Here is a 20004-nt window from a genome sequence, read left to right as displayed (position 1 = left end):
CGGGCGGCTGCCCGGACGAGTTCAGCCGCGCCGGGTTCGGGCCGGCTCAGCCGCGCGGGGTCCGGGCGTCGTGGTCGCCGCCGCGCTGGGTGACGAGGGTGTCGCGGATCTGCTGGAGGACCTCCAGCTCCGTCACCTCCACCACCGACTCCTTCGTGCCCTCCCGCGCCTTGCGGCGGGCCTCGACCCGGGCCAGGTACTTCGACATCGGCAGCACCATCAGGAAGTACACGACGGTCGCCGTGATGAGGAACTGCAGCGTGGAGCCGAGGACCGAACCCCACGCGATCTGGATGCCGTGGGTGACCGTGCCGTCCTTGGCCACCTCGCAGTGCGAGGTCAGGCACGAGCTGTAGCTGTCCAGGTTCTTGGTGCCGATCGCCCCGACGAGCGGGTTGATGATGCCCTTCACCACCGAGTTCACGATGTTGGTGAACGCGGCTCCGATCACCACCGCGACGGCCAGATCGACGACGTTTCCACGCATCAGGAAGGCCTTGAAGCCCTCCCAGACGCCAGACCCCTTCTTCTCGCTCACTGATGAGCTCCTTCACTGCGGCACGTACTGCGGAACAAACGACTCCGCAACCTACGACAATCAGCAGGGTTCGTGCCCACCGGGTCCACGCGAACGAGGCGTTCCGGATCACCACGTCGTCACCACAGCGTCACCGCCAGCCGCCCTGCCGCGCCCGCCCCGGCCAGCCGGGCGGCGTCGGCGCGGGGCACGGAGAGCACGACCAGCGCGCCGGCCTCCGCCGCGGGCACGGGGCCGGCGCCGGCCCCGGCCCGGGTCGCGTCCACGCCCGGCACAGCGGGCGGTTCCGGTACCCCCGTCACCCGTGCCCCGGACGCCACGACCCGGGCGGCTCCGCCGCCGTCCGCCGCGATCACGTCGACCCGGTCGCCCGGCCGCAGCAGCCGTACCGTCGCCCCGTCGGCGATCCGCACCGGCGCCGTCACCGTCGCGGCCGGCGGACGCCGCCGGTGCGGCGGGGACGCGACCGGTCCGGCGGCCGGGGCGACCGCCGTCTCCGCCCGGGCTCGCGGAATGCCGTCCGGATGCTCGCGCGGGCGTCCCTCCGCGTGCGGTCCCGCCGCGACCAGCGCGGCGGCCGTCACCGCGAGTCCCGCCGCCACGGCCCGCCTGCGGTGCCGGACCAGCCGGCGCAGCCGGCCCGCCCCGCCCCGCACCCGCACGGGAGCGAAGTGCGGTACGGCGCAGGTGGGGGGAGTGTCCTGCGGGTCCGGCCGCCGGGGCGCGTCCGCGCCCGGCACGGCGCGCGAGGCGCCCGGCGAGCGGCCGGAGGTTTCGGGGAAGCGGTCGGAGGATGCGGGAAGGCGCGCGGAGGGTGAGGAGAAGGGGGTGGACGGCTCGGGAAAGTACGGGGACGTCATGGGTGTCACCACCTGGTTCGTGCGGTCGTGGTCGCGCTGTGCGTTTCCACGATGACGTCCCGCCGCCGACTCCGCCGGAGCCTGTGGACCACCGGCCGGTTGTGGATATCTCGCTCACCCGAACGAGAAATTCCGTCCCCGGCCCCACCTCAACCGGCCCCACCTCAACCGGCCCCACCTCAACCGGCCCCACCTCAACCGGCCCCGCCTCAACCGGCCCCGCCTCAACCGGCCCCGCCTCAACCGGCCCCGGCCCACTTCGCCCTACGGCAGCGCGAACCCCGGATCCATCCCGCCCAGCGCCGTCGCGCACAGGCAGTCCCGCGCACCGGCCGGCGGCAGCGCGGCCACCGCGTCGAACAGCACGCCCCGCAGCCGGTCCACGTTGGCCGCGAACACCCGCAGCACCTCCTCGTGCGAGACGCCCTCGCCGGTCTCGGCGCCCGCGTCCAGGTCCGTGACCAGGGTCAGCGAGGTGTAGCAGAGCTCCAGCTCACGGGCGAGCGCGGCCTCCGGGTGCCCGGTCATGCCGACCACGGACCAGCCCTGCGCCTGGTGCCACAGCGACTCGGCGCGGGTGGAGAACCGCGGCCCCTCGACCACGACCAGCGTGCCGCCGTCCACCGGCTCCCAGTCCCGCCCCCGCGCCGCCTTCAGCGCGACCCCGCGGCCCACGGGGCAGTACGGGTCGGCCAGCGAGACGTGGACGACGTTCGGCACCTCGCCGCCGGGCAGCGGGAACCCGTCGAAGTACGTCTGCTGCCGGGTCTTCGTACGGTCCACGAGCTGGTCGGGCACGAGCAGCGTGCCGGGGCCGTACTCGGGGCGCAGCCCGCCCACCGCGCACGGGCCGAGCACCTGCCGCACGCCGACCGAGCGCAGGGCCCACAGGTTGGCGCGGTAGTTGATCCGGTTCGGCGGCAGATGGTGGCCGCGGCCGTGGCGGGGCAGGAAGGCGACCCGGCGACCGGCGATCTCACCGAGGAACAGGGAGTCGCTGGGCTCCCCGTAGGGGGTGTCGACGCGGACCTCGGTCACGTCGTCGAGGAAGGAGTAGAACCCCGAGCCCCCGATGACCCCGATCTCCGCGGCCCCGCCCGGCACTCCGGTCTCCGCCGTCCCGCCCTGCTCCGGCCCCTGCGCGTTCTCCGTCTGCTCCACCATGCCCGCACCCTAGCCGCCCGCCTCCCGGCGCCGGCCGGCCGTACGTCTTTCGGAATCGGAACACCGGAGGACGGCGCGCGACGACGCCATGGGCGGGCGCGAACGCCAAGGACCCCGCCGTCCTACGACGACAGGGTCCCGCGGAAGTACGGCTGTGGCCGGGCCGTCAGGCCGCCGAGCTGGAAGAGGTGCTCGAAGAGCCCGAGGAGGAGGCGCTCGACGACGAAGACGACGAGGAAGAACCGGAAGAGCCGGACGACCCCGACGAGGACGACGAAGCCGACGACGACTTCGACGCCGCCGGCGAGCTGCTCGACGACGAGCCGCGGCTGTCGTTGCGGTAGAAGCCGGAGCCCTTGAAGACGATGCCGACCGCGGAGAACACCTTCTTCAGGCGACCACCGCAGTTGGGGCACTCGGTCAGGGCGTCGTCGGTGAACTTCTGCACCGCCTCGAGGCCCTCGCCGCACTCGGTGCACTGGTACTGGTACGTCGGCACTGTGTCTTCCTCCTGGCACTCTTGCTCAGTGAGTGCTAACGACGGTCCATAGTGACCTATTCCCTTCGTTCAGTCCACTGTCATCGGCGCGCGGTGACCGACGCCACGTGCGACCGGGTGCCCGGAGGGCCGCCCCGCCAACAGTGACCGCAGTGCCACGAGCACCGCCAGGGCCGCCACCGTGCCGCCCATCGGCACCAGGAACCCGGCGCCGTCCCACAGCCGGTCCTCCAGCTGTCCGGCGACGGTCACGGCGGCCGCCTGGCCGAGCGCGACCGCCCCGGTGAGCCAGGTGAACGCCTCGGTGCGGGAGCCCGCCGGGACCAGGCTCTCGACCAGCGTGTAGCCGGTGATCAGCGCGGGGGCGATGCACATGCCGACCAGCAGGCCGATCACCGCCAGGGCGGCCACCGAGTGGCCGGTCCACAGCACGGAGGCGGCCACCGCCAGGGCCGTGTACGCCACGAGCAGCCGACGCCGGGGCGCCGCCTTCCAGGCGATCGCGCCGCAGACGACACCGGAGAGCATGTTGCCCGCGGCGAAGACGCCGTAGAGGACGCCGTTGAGTCCGGGCTCGCCGATCGACTCGGTGAACGCGGCGAGCGCGACCTGCATGCCGCCGAAGACGCAGCCGATGCCCAGGAAGGCGACGACCAGCACACGCACCCCGGGGACGCCCAGCGCGGAAACGTGCCCCACGCGCGCGTGCCCGTCGCCGGCGTCCGCGTCGTCCGCGCGCGCGGACACGACCTTGCCAGCCACCGGCTGGGTCCCCTTCTGCGCGGCGAACAGCACGCCTCCGACCAGGGTCAGCCCCGCCTCCGCGAGCAGTCCGGCCGCCGGGTGCACGGCGGTGCACAGGGCGGTCGCCAGCAGGGGGCCGAGGACGAAGGTCAGCTCGTCGGTGACGGACTCGAAGGCGGTGGCCGTCACCATCAGGGGCGAGCCCTGGAGCTTCACGCCCCAGCGGGCGCGCACCATCGGGCCGACCTGCGGCACCGAGGCACCGGTCGGGACGGCAAGCGCGAACAGCGCCCACAGGGGCGCGTCGGCGAGGGCGAGCACCGTGAGGGCGAGGGCCGCGGCGGCGTGCACCAGGACGCCGGGCAGCAGCACCGCGCGCTGCCCGTGCCGGTCGGCCAGACGGCCCCCGTAGGGGGCGAACAGCGCCATGGAGACGCCGGTGACCGCGGCGACGGCGCCCGCGGCCCCGTAGGAGCCGGTGGTGTGCTGCACGAGCAGCACGAGGGAGAGGGTGAGCATCGCGAACGGCTGGCGTGCCGCGAAGCCGGGGAGCAGGAACGTCCAGGCGCCGCGGGTGCGCAGCAGCTGCCCGTAGCCGGGACGGGACGACGACGTCGAGGTGACCGTGGATGCCACGGCCCGTGCCTTTCTGCCGCCTGGTAGCGCCGCCCCGGCACGGCTCACGCGCGCGTGGGGGCGACGCCGAGAGCTGTCCTCTTGCGCGGACTGCGGTAGATGCCGGGGCTCACTGCGGAGCCGCCCGGCCGCCATACGGTCGCGCCAGCTCTGCGTCAGGCAGAGTTGGTTCGATCAAGTACGCCGTTCATGCTACAGCGAGCCCGCTTTCCGGGCGCCCCGTCGCCGCAGCGCCCGGCCCTTCAGCGGTCCGTCGCCGCCGGGTCCGCCCCGGTCACCCGCCACCTTGGGGCCGTCGTCGGGCGTGCCCAGCCAGTCGGCGAGCTTGCCGCCCTGGCCGACGGCGCGCAGCCGGCGCTCCGCCGCGTCGCGCACCGGGTCGGTGGCGACGACGAGGAGTTCGTCGCCGCGCGCCAGGACCGTCGTCGGCTGCGGCACGAAGGACTTCCCCTCGCGCACGACGAGCGTGACCGCCGCCCCGGCCGGCAGCCGCAGCTCGCGGATCTCGACGCCGTTCATCCGGGACCCCTCGGGGATCGCCATGGAGAGCAGATGGCCGCGCAGCCGCTCCAGGGGCGCCGATTCGATGCCGAGGTCGGAGGCCTCGTCGCCGCGGCCCAGCCCGAGCCTGCGGGCCAGCCAGGGCAGTGTCGGCCCCTGGACGAGGGTGTAGACGACGACAAGAACGAAGACGATGTTGAAGATGCGACGACTGTTCTCGACGCCGTTCACCATGGGGATCGTCGCCAGGATGATGGGCACCGCCCCGCGCAGCCCCGCCCACGACATCAGTGCCTGTTCCTGCCACGGCACCCGGAACGGGGTCAGGCACAGCACCACGCCGAGCGGCCGCGCCACCATGGTCAGCACGAGCCCTATGACGAGCGCGGGCACCACGTCGTCGCCCATCTCGTGCGGGGCGACCAGCAGGCCGAGCAGGACGAACATGCCGATCTGGGCGATCCAGCCGAGCCCGTCGGCGAAGCCGCGGGTGGCCGGCGCGTGCGGCAGCCGGGCGTTGCCGAGCAGCAGGGAGGCCAGGTAGACGGCGAGGAAGCCACTGCCGTGGGCGAGGGCGCCGGCCGCGTACGCGGCGACGGAGATCGCCATGACGGCGATGGGGTACAGGCCGGAGGCGGGCAGCGCCACGTGCCGCAGGCCCCAGGCGCCGAGCCAGCCCACCGCGAGGCCGATGGCGGCGCCGATCGCCAGTTCCAGCGCGATCTCGCCCACCAGGACGTACCAGTGCTCGACGGGCCCGGCGGTGGAGAAGGCGACGACGAGGATGACCACCGGGGCGTCGTTGAAGCCGGACTCGGCCTCCAGGACGCCCGTCACGCGCGCGGGGAGGGGGATCTTCCGCAGCACCGAGAAGACCGCCGCCGCGTCCGTGGAGGACACCACCGCCCCGATGATGAACGCCTGCCGCCACTCCAGTCCGATCAGCCAGTGCGCGCCCGCCGCCGTGACGCCGACGCTCACCGCGACCCCGCCGAGCGCGAGCGCGGACGCGGCGGGCAGCGCCGGTCTGATCTGCTTCCACTTGGTGCCCAGACCGCCCTCGGCGAGGATCACGACGAGGGCCGCGTAGCCGATGACCTGGGTGAGTTCGGCGTTGCTGAAGTTGATGTGGCCGATGCCGTCCTGGCCCATGGCCATGCCGATGCCCAGGTACACGAGCAGGCTGGGGAGCCCGCTGCGCGAGGAGACGCGCACCGCCGCCACCGCGACGAGCAGGACGAGCGAGCAGACGAGCAGGAGCTGGTTGAGGTGGTGGACAGTCAGCGGCTGGTCCTTTCTCGGGGGCCGGCAGCCGGGGCGGTGGGCGGGGCGGTGAGCGTGGCTGGTGAACGGGGCCGGTAGTTCGTTACCTTACCTAACTCTTGACGTTTCCTTGACGCGCCGGAGCGGCTTCGTCGAACTCCCGTCCGGCCGGTTCCCGACTCCGCGTCAAGGCCGCGCGGGCCCTGCGCCTATGGTTGCTCCAGCGCTGAGCGAAAGCGGCGCCGACAAGCCCAGCCGAAAAAGCAAGCACTGCCCGTCTGCCGTGTAAGGACGCAAGGACAGCGATGCCCCCCAACACCACCGCCTCTTCCGGTCAGGAGCCCGGCAAGTCCGGCAGGAAGAAGGGGCGCAGAGGCCGTCTCTTCGTCATCGTCCTCATCCTGGCGATCGTGGGAGGCGTGGCGTACGGCGCCTTCTGGTCGGTCAGCACCGTGCGCGCCTCGTTCCCGCAGACCAAGGGGTCGCTCACGCTCGAGGGCCTGTCCGGCCCCGTCGACGTGAAGCGGGACGGCTACGGCATCCCGCAGATCTACGCCTCCTCCGACGAGGACCTGTTCATGGCCCAGGGCTACGTCCAGGCCCAGGACCGGTTCTACGAGATGGACGTGCGCCGCCACATGACCTCGGGGCGCCTGTCGGAGATGTTCGGCAAGGGCCAGGTCGACAACGACGAGTTCCTGCGCACCCTGGGCTGGGACCGGGTGGCGAAGAAGGAGTACGACACCAAGCTGTCGGCCGCCACCAAGAAGTACCTCCAGGCCTACGCCAAGGGCGTCAACGCCTACCTGGAGGGCAAGGACGGCAAGGACATCTCCCTGGAGTACGCGGCGCTGGGCTTCACCAACGACTACAAGCCGCAGAAGTGGACGCCCGTCGACTCGATCTCCTGGCTCAAGGCGATGGCCTGGGACCTGCGCGGCAACATGCAGGACGAGATCGACCGCGCCCTGATGACGAGCCGGCTCGGCCCGAAGCAGATCGCCGACCTCTACCCGGAGTACCCCTACGGCCGCAACAAGCCGATCGTCCAGGAGGGCGCGTACAACGAGCTGTCGGAGGCCTTCGAGCAGGACGCCTCCTCGACGGGCTCCACGGGCACGAGCGGCACGACCGGCGGCACCGGCACGGGCGGCACCACGGGCACGACGGGCACCGGCGGGACGACGACCGGCACGACGGGCTCCACGGGCACGACGAGCGGAACGACGACGGGAACGACCACAGGCGCCACCACGGGCTCCTCCGGCTCCTCGACGGGCACGACCTCCGGGAGCACCGGATCGGGCCTCCAGAGCCAGCTCGCGGGCCTCTACAACGTCCTGGACGACGTCCCCACGGCCGTCGGCGTGAACGGCAACGGCATCGGCTCCAACTCGTGGGTCGTCTCCGGCTCCCACACGATCACCGGCAAGCCGCTGCTCGCCAACGACCCCCACCTGACGGCCTCGCTGCCGTCGGTCTGGTACCAGATGGGCCTGCACTGCCGCACGGTCTCCAGCAAGTGCCAGTACGACGTCGCCGGCTACACCTTCGCGGGCATGCCCGGCGTCATCATCGGCCACAACCAGGACATCGCCTGGGGCATGACCAACTCCGGGGTCGACGTCACCGACCTGTACCTGGAGAAGCTCAGCGGCGACGGCTACCTGTACGACAACAAGACCGTGCCGTTCACCACCCGCAAGGAGACCATCGAGGTCGCCGGCGGCAAGAGCAAGACGATCGTCGTCCGCGAGACCAACAACGGCCCCCTGCTCTCCGACCGCGACGACGAGCTCGTCAAGGTCGGCAAGAAGGCCACCGTCGACACCGCCGCGCCCGACCGCGGCGACGGCTACGGGCTCGCGCTGCGCTGGACCGCGCTGGACCCGGGCAACTCCATGGACGCCGTCTTCGAGATCGACAAGGCGTCCGACTGGACGAGCTTCCGCAAGGCTTCGGCCGACTTCGAGGTCCCCTCGCAGAACCTCGTCTACGCCGACACCAAGGGCAACATCGGCTACCAGCTCCCCGGGAAGATCCCCACGCGCGCCAAGGGCGACGACGGCTCGGTCCCGGCGCCGGGCTGGAACTCGAAGTACAAGTGGACCGGCTACCTCGAGCAGTCCGAACTGCCCTACGAGTACAACCCCAAGCGCGGCTACATCGTCACCGCCAACCAGGCCGTGGTCGCCAAGACCACGTACCCGTACACGCTGACCACCGACTGGGGCTACGGCAGCCGCAGCCAGCGGATCACGGACCTGATCAAGTCCAAGATCGACGACGGCGGCAAGATCTCCACCGACGACATGCGCCAGATGCAGCTCGACAACAGCAGCGAGATCGCCAAGCTGCTCGTGCCCAAGCTGCTGAAGATCGACGTCTCGAACAAGTACGTGCGCCAGGCGCAGAAGCTCCTGGAGGGCTGGGACTACACCCAGGACGCCGATTCGGGGGCGGCCGCCTACTTCAACTCCGTGTGGCGCAACATCCTCCAGCTCGCGTTCGGCGACAAGCTCCCCAAGGAGCTGCGCGTCAAGGGCGAGTGCCTCTACGTCGAGCCGGCCGACAACACCGGCCCGGCGGACGAGGACCGCAAGGTGCGCGAGTGCGGTCAGCGCGACGCCTCCCAGGCGCAGCCGGACGGCGGCGACCGCTGGTTCGAGGTGGTGCGCAATCTCCTCGACGACCAGGACAACGCCTGGTGGCAGTCGCCCGGGACGCGCACCGACAAGGCGACCAAGACCCGCGACGAGCTGTTCGCCCGCGCCATGCGGGACGCGCGCTGGGAGCTGACCGCCAAGATGGGCAAGGACGTCGACTCCTGGAGCTGGGGCCGGCTGCACCAGCTCAACCTGAAGAACCAGACCCTGGGCACCGAGGGTCCCTCGTTCCTCAAGTACATGCTCAACCGGGGCCCCTGGAAGCTCAGCGGCGGCGAGGCGACGGTCAACGCCACCGGGTGGAACGCGGCGGGCGGCTACGAGGCCCTGTGGGTGCCCTCGATGCGGATGGTCGTCAACCTCGGGGATCTCGACAAGTCCAGGTGGATCAACCTCACCGGGGCCTCGGGGCACGCCTACAGCGCGCACTACACCGACCAGACGGGCAAGTGGGTCGAGGGCGAACTGCTGCCCTGGAGCTTCTCCGACAAGGCGGTCGACGCGAGCACGGGCGACACGCTGGTACTGAAGCCGTGAGCGCGCCGGCGCCCTGAGGACACCGGGTGCCGGAAGAACGCGAAAGGGCCCTCCACGCGCGTGTGGAGGGCCCTTTCGCTGCACTCGGGAGACCGAGGCGAGGGGGTGCTCAGGAGTCCGAGGGGGTGCTCAGGAGTCCGAGACGCCCCCGCCGAAGCGCCGTACCCCCGACGGCGTCACCACCGCGTGCACCGGGCGGTCGTGCGGCTCGGCCGGCACCTCGGCCACCACCTCCGTGTCGTACAGCAGGACCACCAGCGCCGGTGCGGCGCCCGCGCGCGCCAGCCGGGCCAGTACGCGGTCGTAGGAGCCCCCGCCGCGCCCCAGCCGCATCCCGCGCCCGTCGACGGCCAGTCCGGGCAGCAGGACGGCGTCGGCGGCCAGCACAGCCTGGGGACCCAGCCGTTCCCCGGCGGGCTCCCGCAGCGTCATCCGACCGCCCCGCTCGACGGCGACCAGCGAGCCGGGTCCGGCGTACCGGCCCCAGTCGAGGTCGTCGTCCGGCAGCAGGACCGGCAGCAGGACGCGCACCCCGCGCGCGTGCAGGCCGTCCAGGAGCGCGCGGGTGCCCGGCTCGCGCCCCACGGAGACGTACGCCGCCACCGTGCGCGCCCCCGCCAGCTCCGGCAGCCCGAGCGCGCGCCGCGCGAGCGCCCCCGCCGACTCCCGCACGTCATCCGCCGTCAACCCGCGCCTCACCGCGAGGAGTTCCCGCCGCAATGTTCGCTTGGCAGGCTCTGATCCGGATCCCAGGTGACTCACAGCCGTCTTCCGTATCCTTTCCAATGTGCTCATATGAGAGCGGATCAATCAGTTCCACAGATTCCGCACATATCGACCGGATATGGTGACGGACATGACTGAGTCGAACCCAACGATCAGCAGGATCACCAAGGCCGTCATTCCCGCCGCGGGCCTCGGTACACGGTTCCTGCCGGCGACCAAGGCCACTCCCAAGGAGATGCTGCCGGTCGTGGACAAGCCGGCGATCCAGTACGTGGTCGAAGAGGCCGTGTCCGCGGGGCTCGACGACGTCCTCATGATCACGGGCCGCAACAAGCGCCCTCTGGAGGACCACTTCGACCGCAACTACGAACTGGAGTCGGCCCTCCAGCGCAAGGGCGACGCCGGACGGCTCGCCAAGGTGCAGGAGTCCAGCGACCTCGCCACCATCCACTACGTCCGCCAGGGCGACCCCCGGGGCCTCGGCCACGCCGTCCTGTGCGCCGCCCCGCACGTCGGCGACGAGCCCTTCGCCGTCCTCCTCGGCGACGACCTGATCGACCCGCGCGACCCCCTCCTCGCCCGCATGGTCCAGGTCCAGGAACGGTGCGGCGGCAGCGTCGTCGCCCTCATGGAGGTCGCCCCCGAGCAGATCCACCTCTACGGCTGCGCCGCCGTCGAGCCCACCGAGGACGGCGACGTCGTCAAGGTGACCGGCCTGGTCGAGAAGCCCGAACCGGCCGACGCCCCCTCGAACTACGCCATCATCGGCCGCTACGTCCTCAACCCGCACATCTTCGACATACTGCGCAAGACCGAGCCCGGCCGCGGCGGCGAGATCCAGCTCACCGACGCCCTCCAGCAGTTGGCCGAGGACGAAAAGGTCGGCGGGCCCGTGCACGGCGTCGTGTTCGACGGCCGGCGCTATGACACCGGTGACCGCGGCGACTACTTGCGTGCCATTGTCAGACTCGCGTGCGAACGTGAAGACCTGGGCCCCGACTTCCGGGCCTGGCTTCGCCGTTACGTGACCGAGGAGATGTAGCGACTTGAGCGCCGCCGCGACCCGCCCCGACGACCCGGACCGCCTGTGGTCGGTGGACGAGCACCTCTCGGACGTCCTCTCCACCGTCCGCCCCCTGGACCCCATCGAACTGCAACTCCTCGACGCCCAGGGCTGCGTCCTGGTCGAGGACGTGATGGTGCCGGTGTCGCTGCCGCCCTTCGACAACAGCTCCATGGACGGGTACGCGGTACGGGTCGCGGACGTCGCGGGCGCGAGCGAGGAGTTCCCGGCCGCCCTGACGGTCGTCGGCGACGTCGCGGCGGGCGCCGCCGAACCGCTCCACGTCGGCCCCGGGCAGGCCGCCCGCATCATGACCGGCGCCCCGCTGCCGCCCGGCGCCGAGACCGTCGTCCCCGTGGAGTGGACCGACGGCGGCCTCGGCGGCGGCCCCGTCACCAAGATGACCGCCCGCAGCGCCGCCCCCGAGGGCGCCACCGGCCAGGTCCAGGTCCACCGCCCCGCCGAGGCACGCGCGCACGTGCGCGCGAAGGGCAGCGACACCACCGCCGGGGAGCGCGCCCTGGAGGCCGGCACCGTCCTCGGCCCCTCCCAGATCGCCCTGCTCGCCGCCGTCGGCCACGGCTCGGTACGCGTGCGCCCGCGCCCGCGCGTGGTGGTCATCTCCACCGGCAGCGAACTGGTCCAGCCCGGCGAGGAGCTGCGCGGCGGCCAGATCTACGACTCCAACAGCTTCGCCCTCACCGCCGCCGCCCGGGACGCCGGGGCGATCGCCTACCGGGTCGGCGCCGTCACCGACGACGCCGACGTCCTGCGCTCCACCATCGAGGACCAGCTCGTCCGCGCCGACCTGGTGGTCACCACCGGCGGGGTCAGCGTCGGGGCGTACGACGTCGTCAAGGAGGCGCTGTCCGCCGTCGGCGACGAGAGCGCCACCGAGGGCGACGAAGAGGCGCCGGCCGGGCCCGGCGTCGACTTCCGCAAGCTGGCCATGCAGCCAGGCAAGCCCCAGGGCTTCGGCGCCGTCGGCCCCGACCACACCCCGCTGCTCGCCCTCCCGGGCAACCCCGTCTCCTCGTACGTCTCCTTCGAGCTGTTCGTCCGGCCCGCGATCCGTGCCCTGATGGGCCTGGGGGACGTGCACCGGCCCACCGTCCGGGCCGTCCTGGAGTCCGGCAAGGCGCTGACCTCGCCCGCGGGCCGCCGCCAGTTCCTGCGCGGCCGGTACGCCGACGGCACCGTGACCCCGGTCGGCGGCGCCTCCTCCCACCTGGTGGCGGCGCTCGCCCATGCCGACGCGCTGATCGTGGTCCCGGAGGACGTGGAGTCGGTGGAGCCCGGCACGGAGGTCGAGGTCGTCCTGCTCGGCTGACCCGCGGGAGGCACGGCGGCGGCCCCGCGGCCAGGGATGCGGAGGCTCCCGTTCGGCCGCCGGGCGCCGGTTGGCGGTAGCGTGTCGCTGCACACAGGCCCGGGCGCCCGACCGTCCGGGCCCGGGCCGTGACCGGGAGCGCACACCACATGAGCACGCAGGACCGACTGACGCACCTCGACGACGCGGGAGCCGCCCGCATGGTCGACGTCTCGGGCAAGGCCGTCACCGAGCGCACCGCCCGCGCCAGCGGCCGCGTACTGGTCTCACCGCGCGTGGTCGAACTCCTGCGCGGTGAGGGGATGCCCAAGGGCGACGCGCTCGCCACCGCCCGCATCGCCGGGATCATGGGCGCCAAGCGCACCCCCGACCTCATCCCGCTGTGCCACCCGTTGTCGGTGGCGGGTGTCAAGCTGGATCTGTCGGTCGCGGACGACGCCGTGGAGATCCGGGCCGCGGTACGCACCACGGACCGCACGGGCGTCGAGATGGAGGCGCTCACCGCGGTCTCCGTCGCCGCGCTCACCGTGATCGACATGGTCAAGGCGGTCGACAAGGGGGCGGTCATCACGGACGTACGGGTGGAGGAGAAGACGGGCGGCGCGTCGGGCGACTGGAGCCGGGCATGACAGGCGACGCGACGGCGGGGAGCGCGTCCTACCGTGCGCTGGTCGTGACCGCCTCCAACCGGGCCGCCGCCGGGGTCTACGCGGACCGGGGCGGCCCGCTGATCGCCGAGGGCCTGCGTGGCCTCGGCTTCGCCGTCGACGGCCCCCAGGTCGTCCCCGACGGCGACCCCGTCGAGGCCGCCCTGCGCGCGGGCGCCGAGGCGGGCTACGACGTCATCCTCACCACCGGCGGCACGGGCATCTCGCCCACCGACCGCACCCCCGAGGCGACCCGCGCGGTGCTCGACCGCGAGATCCCCGGCATCGCCGAGGCGATCCGCGCGTACGGCCGCGACAAGGTGCCCACGGCAGCCCTCTCCCGGGGCCTGGCCGGGATCGCGGGCGGCACCCTGATCGTCAACCTGCCCGGCTCCACCGGTGGCGTGAAGGACGGCCTGGCGGTGCTGGAACCGCTACTGAAGCACGCGGTCGACCAACTCCGCGGCGGCGACCACGCCGGGCCGAGCACCGGGGGTGCGCGCTGAACACCCCCTCCTGGCCCGTCGAACTGGCGGACGGCGACGTTCTGCTGAGGCCCATAAAGATGCGCGACCAGCGGGTCTGGCGCGAGGTCAACCGGCGCAACCGCGACTGGCTGCGGCCCTGGGAGGCGACGATCCCGCCGCCCACGCCCAGCGGCCCGATCGTCCACCGCCCGACCTACCGGCAGATGGTCAGGCACCTGCGCTCCGAGGCGGGCGCCGGCCGGATGCTGCCCTTCGTGATCGAGTACCAGGGGCGCCTGGTCGGCCAGTTGACGGTGGCCGGAATCACCTGGGGCTCGATGTGCTCGGGGCACGTCGGCTACTGGGTGGACGAGGCGGTCGCCGGCCGCGGGGTGATGCCGACGGCGGTCGCCCTCGCCGTCGACCACTGCTTCCGCACGGTCGGACTGCACCGGGTCGAGGTCTGCATTCGCCCCGAGAACCGGCCCAGTCGGCGGGTGGTGGAGAAACTCGGATTCCGCGAGGAGGGACTGCGCCCGCGTTATCTCCACATCGACGGCGCCTGGCGGGACCATCTCGTCTTCGCGCTGACCGCCGACGAGGTTCCCGAGGGACTCCTCGCACGCTGGCGCCGCCGGCGGGCCGAACGGGCGGGCGGAACCAGCAAATAAAAAATGCGTTCGAAATGGTGTTCGAAATACAGCACGGAGCGATCGGGCTCGTGACCGCATCGATCACAAAAAATGCTCGAAATATCAGCCAGATCGTGCGACACACCGGCCCAATTGGCGGATGGCCTCATGCAAACCCCTCTACCGTGTGAGCGTGAGCAGCAGCGGCCTCATCTACGCAGTCATTGTCGGGGCCTGGGCCGCCTACTTGGTGCCGATGTGGCTCCGTAGGCAGGACGAGCTGAACGAGGCCCGTCCGACGGAACGCTTCAGCACCGCCATCCGGCTGCTTTCCGGACGGGCGGGCATGGAGCGCCGGTACGCCAGGGACCTGCGCGCCCGCTCCGCCGACGAGTCGGAGCGCGACGCCGACCCGGACGACGTCACCGCCTCGGTGGACGTCCGGGCCTTCGCCATGCCCCCGGCCGGACAGCGCGCGCACACCAGGATCGGCCCGGCGCCGCAGCGGTCCGCGCCGGTGCCGCCGCAGCAGGGCGCGCGGCCGGAGCCGTCCGCCCGGCCGGACCGGCCCGCCCCGGTGCCGCAGCAGGAGGCCCCCGAGCGGGAGTCGGCGGCTCCCGAGCGGCAGCAGACGGCGAAGGCGGCGTCCCGGTCCGTTCCGGCGGCGCGTCGGGCGCAGTCGGCGGAGGCCCTCGCGCGCGCCCGGCGCTCCAAGGTGCTCGCGCGCCGGCGGCGTACGACCGTGATGCTGTTCCTCGCCTTCACCCTGGGCGCGGTCGTCGCCGCGGTGGGCGGGCTCGCCTTCCTGTGGGCGCCCGCCGTCCCGGCCGTGCTGCTCAGCGGGTACATCGCCTATCTGCGGGCGCAGGAGCGCAAGCGGTTCGCCTACCAGATGGACCGGCAGCGCGCCGAGGTCGCCGCACAGCGGCTGCGCGAGCGCCGGCCCCGGCAGCGCCCCGCGGCCCTCGACGCCGACACCGACGAACCGGAGGACGGACCCGAGCCGGCCACCGACCCGGGCCTGTCCGCGCTCGCCGCCGACCGCCGCGCGCTCGTCGAGCAGACCGACCACGCCGAGTGGGTCGACCAGCAGCGCGAGCGGCAGCGCCGGCCCGGCCACGGCGACAGCTGGGACCCGGTCCCGGTGCCCCTGCCGACGTACGTCACCGCGCCGGTCGCCCCCCGCGCCACCCCGCACGTCGACCTGTCCGCGCCGGACACCTGGAGCGCGGCCCGCTCCAGCGCGGCCGACCCGGACACCGGCACGGGCGCGCACCGCGACGGCGGCGGCAGGCCGCGCGAGGCCCGCGACCGCGCCGCCCGCCCGGAGTCCGCCGCGGACGCCGGCCAGGCGGAGGAGAAGCCGGACGGCGCCTCCTCCGACCGCAGCGACGCCCGCCGCGCCGCCTCGGCCCGCCGCTCCCGCGGCCGCGGCCGCACCCCGCTCTTCGACCAGTACGAGGACACCGACCGGCCCCGCGCCGCCAACGAGTGACGCCCCCACCACCCCTCGGCTGACCTGCCGGGAACGGATTACCAAGCACCCGGACGGGGATGCTAGAGTTTCACTCGTTGCAAGGGCCTGTGGCGCAGTCCGGTAGCGCACCTCGTTCGCATCGAGGGGGCCAGGGGTTCAAATCCCCTCAGGTCCACGCAGCTCAAAGCCCCGGTAGGGATCTCCCGACCGGGGCTTTGACATGTCGTACAGCAGCGAAGTACAGCAACTACTTCGGATCTTGCTTCCCGAGATGCTTGCCCAGCTTCCGCAGCGCCCGCCGGGTCGACTCCGACGGGACGTGTGTGTGGAACTCCATCGTCACCGCGATCTTGCTGTGTCGAAGGATCTGCATCGCGACGCGAGGGTGGACGTCGAGCGCGGCGAGCAGTGAGCCGCACGTGTGGCGAGTGTCGTGCAAGCGGATCTGCCGACCGCCAGCCCTGGCCGACCGGTCAACGAACCGGCGGTTGAAGTGGCGCGGCTCGAACGGTGTCCCGTAGCGCGTCGTGAACACGAAGTCGGAGTCCGACCACAGTTCGCCGGCCGCTTGCTTCGCAGCCTCCTGCTCCTTCTTCCGGAGTTGGAGCGCCGCAATGCAGATCTGTGGCAGTGGGAGCGTGGCTGCGGATGCCTCGGTCTTGGTCTCGTCATGGATCAGGCGCCGGTTGATCCGCTGTAGCTGCATCTGCACGGTGATCTCTCCAGCGTCCAGGTTCACGCTGTCCCACGTGAGGCCCAGCACCTCGCCACGTCGGAAGCCCGAGACCAGGATGAGCACGTACGCCGCGTAGAGCGGGTCACGAGCAGTGCTGGCCGCTTCGAGGAACTTCCGGGCCTCTTCCACCGACCAGGGGTGCCGCTTCGTCTTCCGAGCCGATCGCACCTAACCAGGCCCGCGACGTTCTTGGAGATCAGCTCCTCAGAGGTCGTTCCCTTTCCGAACCTCGTGTGACGTTTTCGCTGGTCAGGCATGAAGTAACGGCTGCCGCGGCAGCCTGGGCTTGTTGCCGGACGAGATGTCGTGGAGGTGGCGGATGCCGTCGATGCGGGCGGTTCTACAGGCGCGGCAGAAGGCCGCGGCCGCGCAGGTGAAGGACCTTGAAGCCGAGCTGGACCGGGTGCGGGCGGCTCTGGCGGAGGCGGAAGAAGGGCACCGGCGCCGGGTGATCGGCCTGGAGCAGTATCTGGAGGCACTGGCCGAGGAGAACGCTTCCGCCGCCCGTCCCGGCCCGCCGGCCATCCCGGAACCGGCAGCAGATCCCGCACTGTCGCCCACTCGGCATCGCTCAGGTCCGAGCCGTACCGGGGCCGACGCCCCGGACGGTCGGCCGCATTCCCGAACCTGTGGGCGAGACAGTCACACCCAGGAGTGGCCGGACTGGACCCGGCCACCACGACCACGCGGCCTCTTGCTCCTCGCTGGACTCGACAACCGCGAGCTGCCAAGAGGCCTTCCTTCATGCCCGCGCACCCGACAACTCACCCGATCCAGCACCCTGTTCGAGACCCGACCGACCACCCGCACGGATAGAGAACAGCCAGTCAGGCAGCCACTTTGGGGCGAGCCTCTAAGGTCTTGGCCCCAACGTCGTGCTTTACCGGGCAGGTCCACAGACTGCCCGACGCGCCGGAAGCTTACGGGTCCATGACTACTCGCCCCAAAGCAGCTCCAGCCCAAAGCCGCTCCGCCGACCGCATGCGGCACCTGCGGGCCCGCGGAGACTCCGGCATACCTGGGGAAGTTGGCAGCCAACTTCATGCACTTGTCCCCACTTGGTTGTCGCCTCTAAACAACTGCCACACAACTCCTCCGGTCGGCTTCGGTGTTGCATCATGCGTAGGCAGGCAACGAGAAAGCCCACCTTGCCGCGCAGGCTTCCCGGCGAGGCGGCAGAGGTGGGCGGTGAACCCTTTGGAGGCTCAGTGATGAGTGTGGCTCTTCCCCTGCAGGTGCTGTCAAACCACAGCCCGAAATTCTGGGTGATCGCAGTACTTGTGATCATCGTTGTCACGTGGCGTGAGGCCAGCGACGTCATCGGCGCGTACGTGGCGGTATTGGAGGCGGTCACCGCAGCCTCCGCTGGAGTTGCTGTACAGCAGAGGAGTACAGCAACCGCGCTGACTGCCATCGGCCGTCATGGCCCCTCGCGGACCATCTGACCAGCCCTAGAGACCTCAACGGCCCCCTTGCCTATAGTTCGCATCGAGGGGCCAGGGGTTCAAATCACCTCAGGTCCACGCACACGAGATCCCACCCGATCTGATTGATCGGGTGGGATTTCTGCGTTTGCGACCGGACGCGGAGTGCTTCGGCGGAGGGTGAGGGCCGTGGGGAGCAGGGTCTCCGCCGTGGCCAGGCGCAGGAGTTGGGCGCGGGTCGCGCCGGTCAGGCGCAGGGAGCGCAGGTCGCGGGTGCGGGCCGCGGTGGCCATGGCCAGGGTGCCGGCGAGGGAGATGCCCGTGTAGAGCAGGGCGATGCCCAGGACCAGGGCGTAGCCGAGACGGGTGGTGCGGGTGGTGTGCGGGGCGTGCGCCGACACCCACTGCGCCCTCGTGGAGACCCGTGCGCCGGTCGCCTCCGCCGCCGTGCGCAGGGAGCGCGCCACCGCCGCCGCGTCCGCGCCCTTCGCCACCCCCACGTCGACCCGGTCCACCGGGGCGCCGGGCGCGTTGGCCGGGGTACGTACACGCCGTTGTTCCCGGTGCCGGTGGCCAGGACCGCCGCACGGCGTCGGGGCGCGCCGGTGGCTTGCGCCGGGCGCCCCGCCGCGGGGCGCCCTCACGGCCGACGCCGCCGACGCCCTCGACCGCTCCCCGGTCCCCGTCGACGTCGCCCTCGACCTCCCCGGCCGGCTGCCCCCGCCCGTCGAGGCCGCCGCGTACTTCGTCGTCTGCGAGGCGCTGGCCAACGTGGCCCGGCACAGCGGGGCCGGGCGGGCGCGGGTCGAGGGCGGGCACCGCGGCGGACGGCTCGTCCTCACCGTCTCCGACGACGGCGACGGCGGCGCCGATCCGGCCGCCGGGAGCGGGCTGACCGGGCTCGCCGACCGGGTGTCGGTGCTCGATGGCAGACTCTCCCTGTCCAGCCCGCGGGGCGGACCGACCCTGCTGCGTGTGGAGATCCGTTGCGAGCCGAGCCAGCCCCCGACGACGCTCCCGCCGACAGTGCTCCCGGCGGGCCCCGGCGCCTGCGCGTAGTCCTCGCCGAGGACAGTGTGCTGCTGCGGGACGGGCTCGTCGGGCTGCTCACCCGGTTCGGGCACGAGGTCGTGGCGGCGGTCGGGGACGCGCCCGCGCTGCTCGCCGCCGTCGCCGCGCACGCCCCCGACGTCGTCGTCACCGACGTCCGCATGCCGCCCGGCCTGAAGGACGAGGGTCTGCGCGCGGCCGTGCGGCTGCGTGCGGAGCGGCCCGGGCTGCCGGTCCTCGTCCTCAGCCAGTATGTGCAGCGCGCCTACGCCGCCGAGCTGCTCGACTCCGGGGACGGCACCGGCGTCGGCTATCTGCTCAAGGACCGCATCGGGCAGGTCGAGCAGTTCGTGGCCGCGCTCGGCGAGGTCGCGGCCGGCGGCACGGTCGTCGATCCCGAGGTCGTACGGCAGCTGCTGCGCCGGCGGCGGGACCCGCTGGAGCGGCTGACCCCGCGCGAGCGGGAGGTGCTGGCGCTGGTCGCCGAGGGCCGCCCTGCGGGCCTGACGACAGGACCCTACAGCGGCTTGGCGTAGCAGCGGCTGTCCGGGTAGTCGCGGTACAGGCCGAACTTGGCGCAGGGCTCGTAGCCGCTGGAGGTGTACAGGCCGATGGCCTCCGGCTGCTTGGTGCCGGTCTCCAGCACCATCCGGGTGCGCCCCGCCGCGCGGGCGTCGTCCTCCAGCTGCGACAGGACCCGGCGGGCCAGCCCCCGGCCGCGTACCTCCTCGACCACGAACATCCGCTTGAGCTCGGCGTCCCCGTCCGCGTAGCCCTCGTCGCCTGCGTTCTGGGTGCGCCAGCCGCCGGTCGCCACGGGCCGGTCGCGCTCGTCGTACGCGATCAGATACAGACCGGTGGGCGGGGCGAACATCGCCGGGTCCAGCGGGGTGATGTCACCGCCGTCGCCGTAGCGGAGGTCGTACTCGGCCTGCACCAGGTCGTTGAGCTTGACGGCGTCGGGGTGGTCGAAGGAGACAGGGCGTATAAACATGCGGGATATCGTACTTCTATGCGGATGAGGTGATGTGTCCGAGGTGGTGT

Annotated in this window: 19 protein-coding genes, 1 tRNA gene and 1 pseudogene; 11 read left to right on the top strand and 10 right to left on the bottom strand. The window is 72.2% G+C overall.

Going from position 1 to position 20004, the window contains the following annotated elements; translation table 11 throughout:
- Positions 1 to 46: 46 nt before the first annotated feature.
- From mscL to OIE12_RS13915, 6 genes are all read right to left on the bottom strand, one after another.
- Complete coding sequence (gene mscL, locus OIE12_RS13940; protein ID WP_329135222.1) at positions 47 to 538, bottom strand: large conductance mechanosensitive channel protein MscL; 492 nt, start codon at positions 536 to 538, stop codon at positions 47 to 49.
- A 119-nt stretch (positions 539 to 657) separates the two neighbouring features.
- Positions 658 to 1398, bottom strand: coding sequence for an RcpC/CpaB family pilus assembly protein (locus OIE12_RS13935; protein ID WP_329135220.1), 741 nt, complete (start codon positions 1396 to 1398; stop codon positions 658 to 660).
- 264 nt (positions 1399 to 1662) lie between these two features.
- The gene (locus OIE12_RS13930; RefSeq protein WP_329135218.1) at positions 1663 to 2562 is read right to left on the bottom strand and encodes an S-methyl-5'-thioadenosine phosphorylase; all 900 of its coding nucleotides are present in this window, start codon (positions 2560 to 2562) and stop codon (positions 1663 to 1665) included.
- 166 nt (positions 2563 to 2728) lie between these two features.
- On the bottom strand, positions 2729 to 3061 hold the full coding sequence (locus tag OIE12_RS13925; RefSeq protein WP_329135216.1) for an FmdB family zinc ribbon protein: 333 nt from the start codon (positions 3059 to 3061) through the stop codon (positions 2729 to 2731).
- Between the two features lie 69 nt (positions 3062 to 3130).
- Positions 3131 to 4441 (bottom strand): MFS transporter, encoded by a 1311-nt coding sequence (locus tag OIE12_RS13920; RefSeq protein ID WP_329135214.1) that lies wholly within the window; start codon positions 4439 to 4441, stop codon positions 3131 to 3133.
- Positions 4442 to 4633: 192 nt separating this feature from the next.
- A complete protein-coding gene (locus OIE12_RS13915; protein WP_329141932.1) occupies positions 4634 to 6226 on the bottom strand; it encodes a potassium/proton antiporter in 1593 nt (530 codons plus the stop codon).
- Positions 6227 to 6510: 284 nt separating this feature from the next.
- Here OIE12_RS13915 and OIE12_RS13910 point away from each other — a divergent pair, with 284 nt between their 5' ends.
- On the top strand, positions 6511 to 9408 hold the full coding sequence (locus OIE12_RS13910; protein ID WP_329135211.1) for a penicillin acylase family protein: 2898 nt from the start codon (positions 6511 to 6513) through the stop codon (positions 9406 to 9408).
- A gap of 129 nt (positions 9409 to 9537) precedes the next feature.
- Here OIE12_RS13910 and OIE12_RS13905 read toward each other — a convergent pair whose 3' ends face one another.
- Complete coding sequence (locus OIE12_RS13905) at positions 9538 to 10203, bottom strand: 5-formyltetrahydrofolate cyclo-ligase (RefSeq protein ID WP_329135209.1); 666 nt, start codon at positions 10201 to 10203, stop codon at positions 9538 to 9540.
- 61 nt (positions 10204 to 10264) lie between these two features.
- Between OIE12_RS13905 and galU the strand changes: the two genes are divergently transcribed.
- The 7 genes from galU (at position 10265) to OIE12_RS13870 (ending at position 15925) form a co-directional block, all read left to right on the top strand.
- Positions 10265 to 11176, top strand: coding sequence for a UTP--glucose-1-phosphate uridylyltransferase GalU (gene galU / locus OIE12_RS13900; RefSeq protein ID WP_329135208.1), 912 nt, complete (start codon positions 10265 to 10267; stop codon positions 11174 to 11176).
- Between the two features lie 4 nt (positions 11177 to 11180).
- Positions 11181 to 12527, top strand: coding sequence for a molybdotransferase-like divisome protein Glp (gene glp / locus OIE12_RS13895; RefSeq protein ID WP_329135206.1), 1347 nt, complete (start codon positions 11181 to 11183; stop codon positions 12525 to 12527).
- Between the two features lie 149 nt (positions 12528 to 12676).
- A complete protein-coding gene (gene moaC / locus OIE12_RS13890) occupies positions 12677 to 13156 on the top strand; it encodes a cyclic pyranopterin monophosphate synthase MoaC (protein WP_329135204.1) in 480 nt (159 codons plus the stop codon).
- The gene (locus OIE12_RS13885; protein WP_329135202.1) at positions 13153 to 13680 is read left to right on the top strand and encodes a MogA/MoaB family molybdenum cofactor biosynthesis protein; all 528 of its coding nucleotides are present in this window, start codon (positions 13153 to 13155) and stop codon (positions 13678 to 13680) included. Before moaC ends, OIE12_RS13885 begins: the two co-directional genes overlap by 4 nt.
- On the top strand, positions 13677 to 14312 hold the full coding sequence (locus OIE12_RS13880; RefSeq protein WP_329141930.1) for a GNAT family N-acetyltransferase: 636 nt from the start codon (positions 13677 to 13679) through the stop codon (positions 14310 to 14312). Before OIE12_RS13885 ends, OIE12_RS13880 begins: the two co-directional genes overlap by 4 nt.
- 154 nt (positions 14313 to 14466) lie before the next feature.
- Positions 14467 to 15768: a divisome protein SepX/GlpR gene (gene sepX, locus OIE12_RS13875; protein WP_329135200.1), complete on the top strand. Its 1302-nt coding sequence runs from the start codon at positions 14467 to 14469 to the stop codon at positions 15766 to 15768.
- An 83-nt stretch (positions 15769 to 15851) separates the two neighbouring features.
- A tRNA-Ala gene (locus OIE12_RS13870) sits at positions 15852 to 15925 on the top strand.
- Between the two features lie 72 nt (positions 15926 to 15997).
- Here OIE12_RS13870 and OIE12_RS13865 read toward each other — a convergent pair.
- Complete coding sequence (locus OIE12_RS13865; protein WP_329135198.1) at positions 15998 to 16615, bottom strand: site-specific integrase; 618 nt, start codon at positions 16613 to 16615, stop codon at positions 15998 to 16000.
- A gap of 1082 nt (positions 16616 to 17697) precedes the next feature.
- Between OIE12_RS13865 and OIE12_RS13860 the strand changes: the two genes are divergently transcribed.
- Positions 17698 to 17931, top strand: a complete 234-nt coding sequence (locus tag OIE12_RS13860; RefSeq protein WP_329135196.1) for a hypothetical protein — start codon at positions 17698 to 17700, stop codon at positions 17929 to 17931.
- A gap of 59 nt (positions 17932 to 17990) precedes the next feature.
- Here the strand turns inward: OIE12_RS13860 and OIE12_RS13855 are convergent, their stop codons facing one another.
- Positions 17991 to 18425 carry a hypothetical protein gene (locus OIE12_RS13855; protein WP_443053819.1) on the bottom strand — a complete coding sequence of 145 codons (435 nt, stop codon included), beginning with the start codon at positions 18423 to 18425 and terminating at the stop codon, positions 17991 to 17993.
- Between the two features lie 124 nt (positions 18426 to 18549).
- Here OIE12_RS13855 and OIE12_RS13850 point away from each other — a divergent pair.
- Positions 18550 to 18969 (top strand): annotated as a pseudogene (locus OIE12_RS13850) (sensor histidine kinase); the annotation flags it as partial.
- Positions 18960 to 19496: a response regulator gene (locus tag OIE12_RS13845; RefSeq protein ID WP_329141927.1), complete on the top strand. Its 537-nt coding sequence runs from the start codon at positions 18960 to 18962 to the stop codon at positions 19494 to 19496. The pseudogene OIE12_RS13850 and the gene OIE12_RS13845, both read left to right, overlap by 10 nt.
- Here the strand turns inward: OIE12_RS13845 and OIE12_RS13840 are convergent.
- Positions 19478 to 19954 carry a GNAT family N-acetyltransferase gene (locus OIE12_RS13840; protein WP_329135194.1) on the bottom strand — a complete coding sequence of 159 codons (477 nt, stop codon included), beginning with the start codon at positions 19952 to 19954 and terminating at the stop codon, positions 19478 to 19480. The genes OIE12_RS13845 and OIE12_RS13840 overlap by 19 nt on opposite strands.
- Positions 19955 to 20004 lie beyond the last annotated feature (50 nt).

Source organism: Streptomyces sp. NBC_00670 (genome assembly GCF_036226765.1).
Classification (GTDB): Bacteria; Actinomycetota; Actinomycetes; order Streptomycetales; family Streptomycetaceae; genus Streptomyces.
The sequence above is the reverse complement of the archived record's forward strand: the minus strand, read 5'-3'. Positions and strand labels throughout refer to the sequence as shown.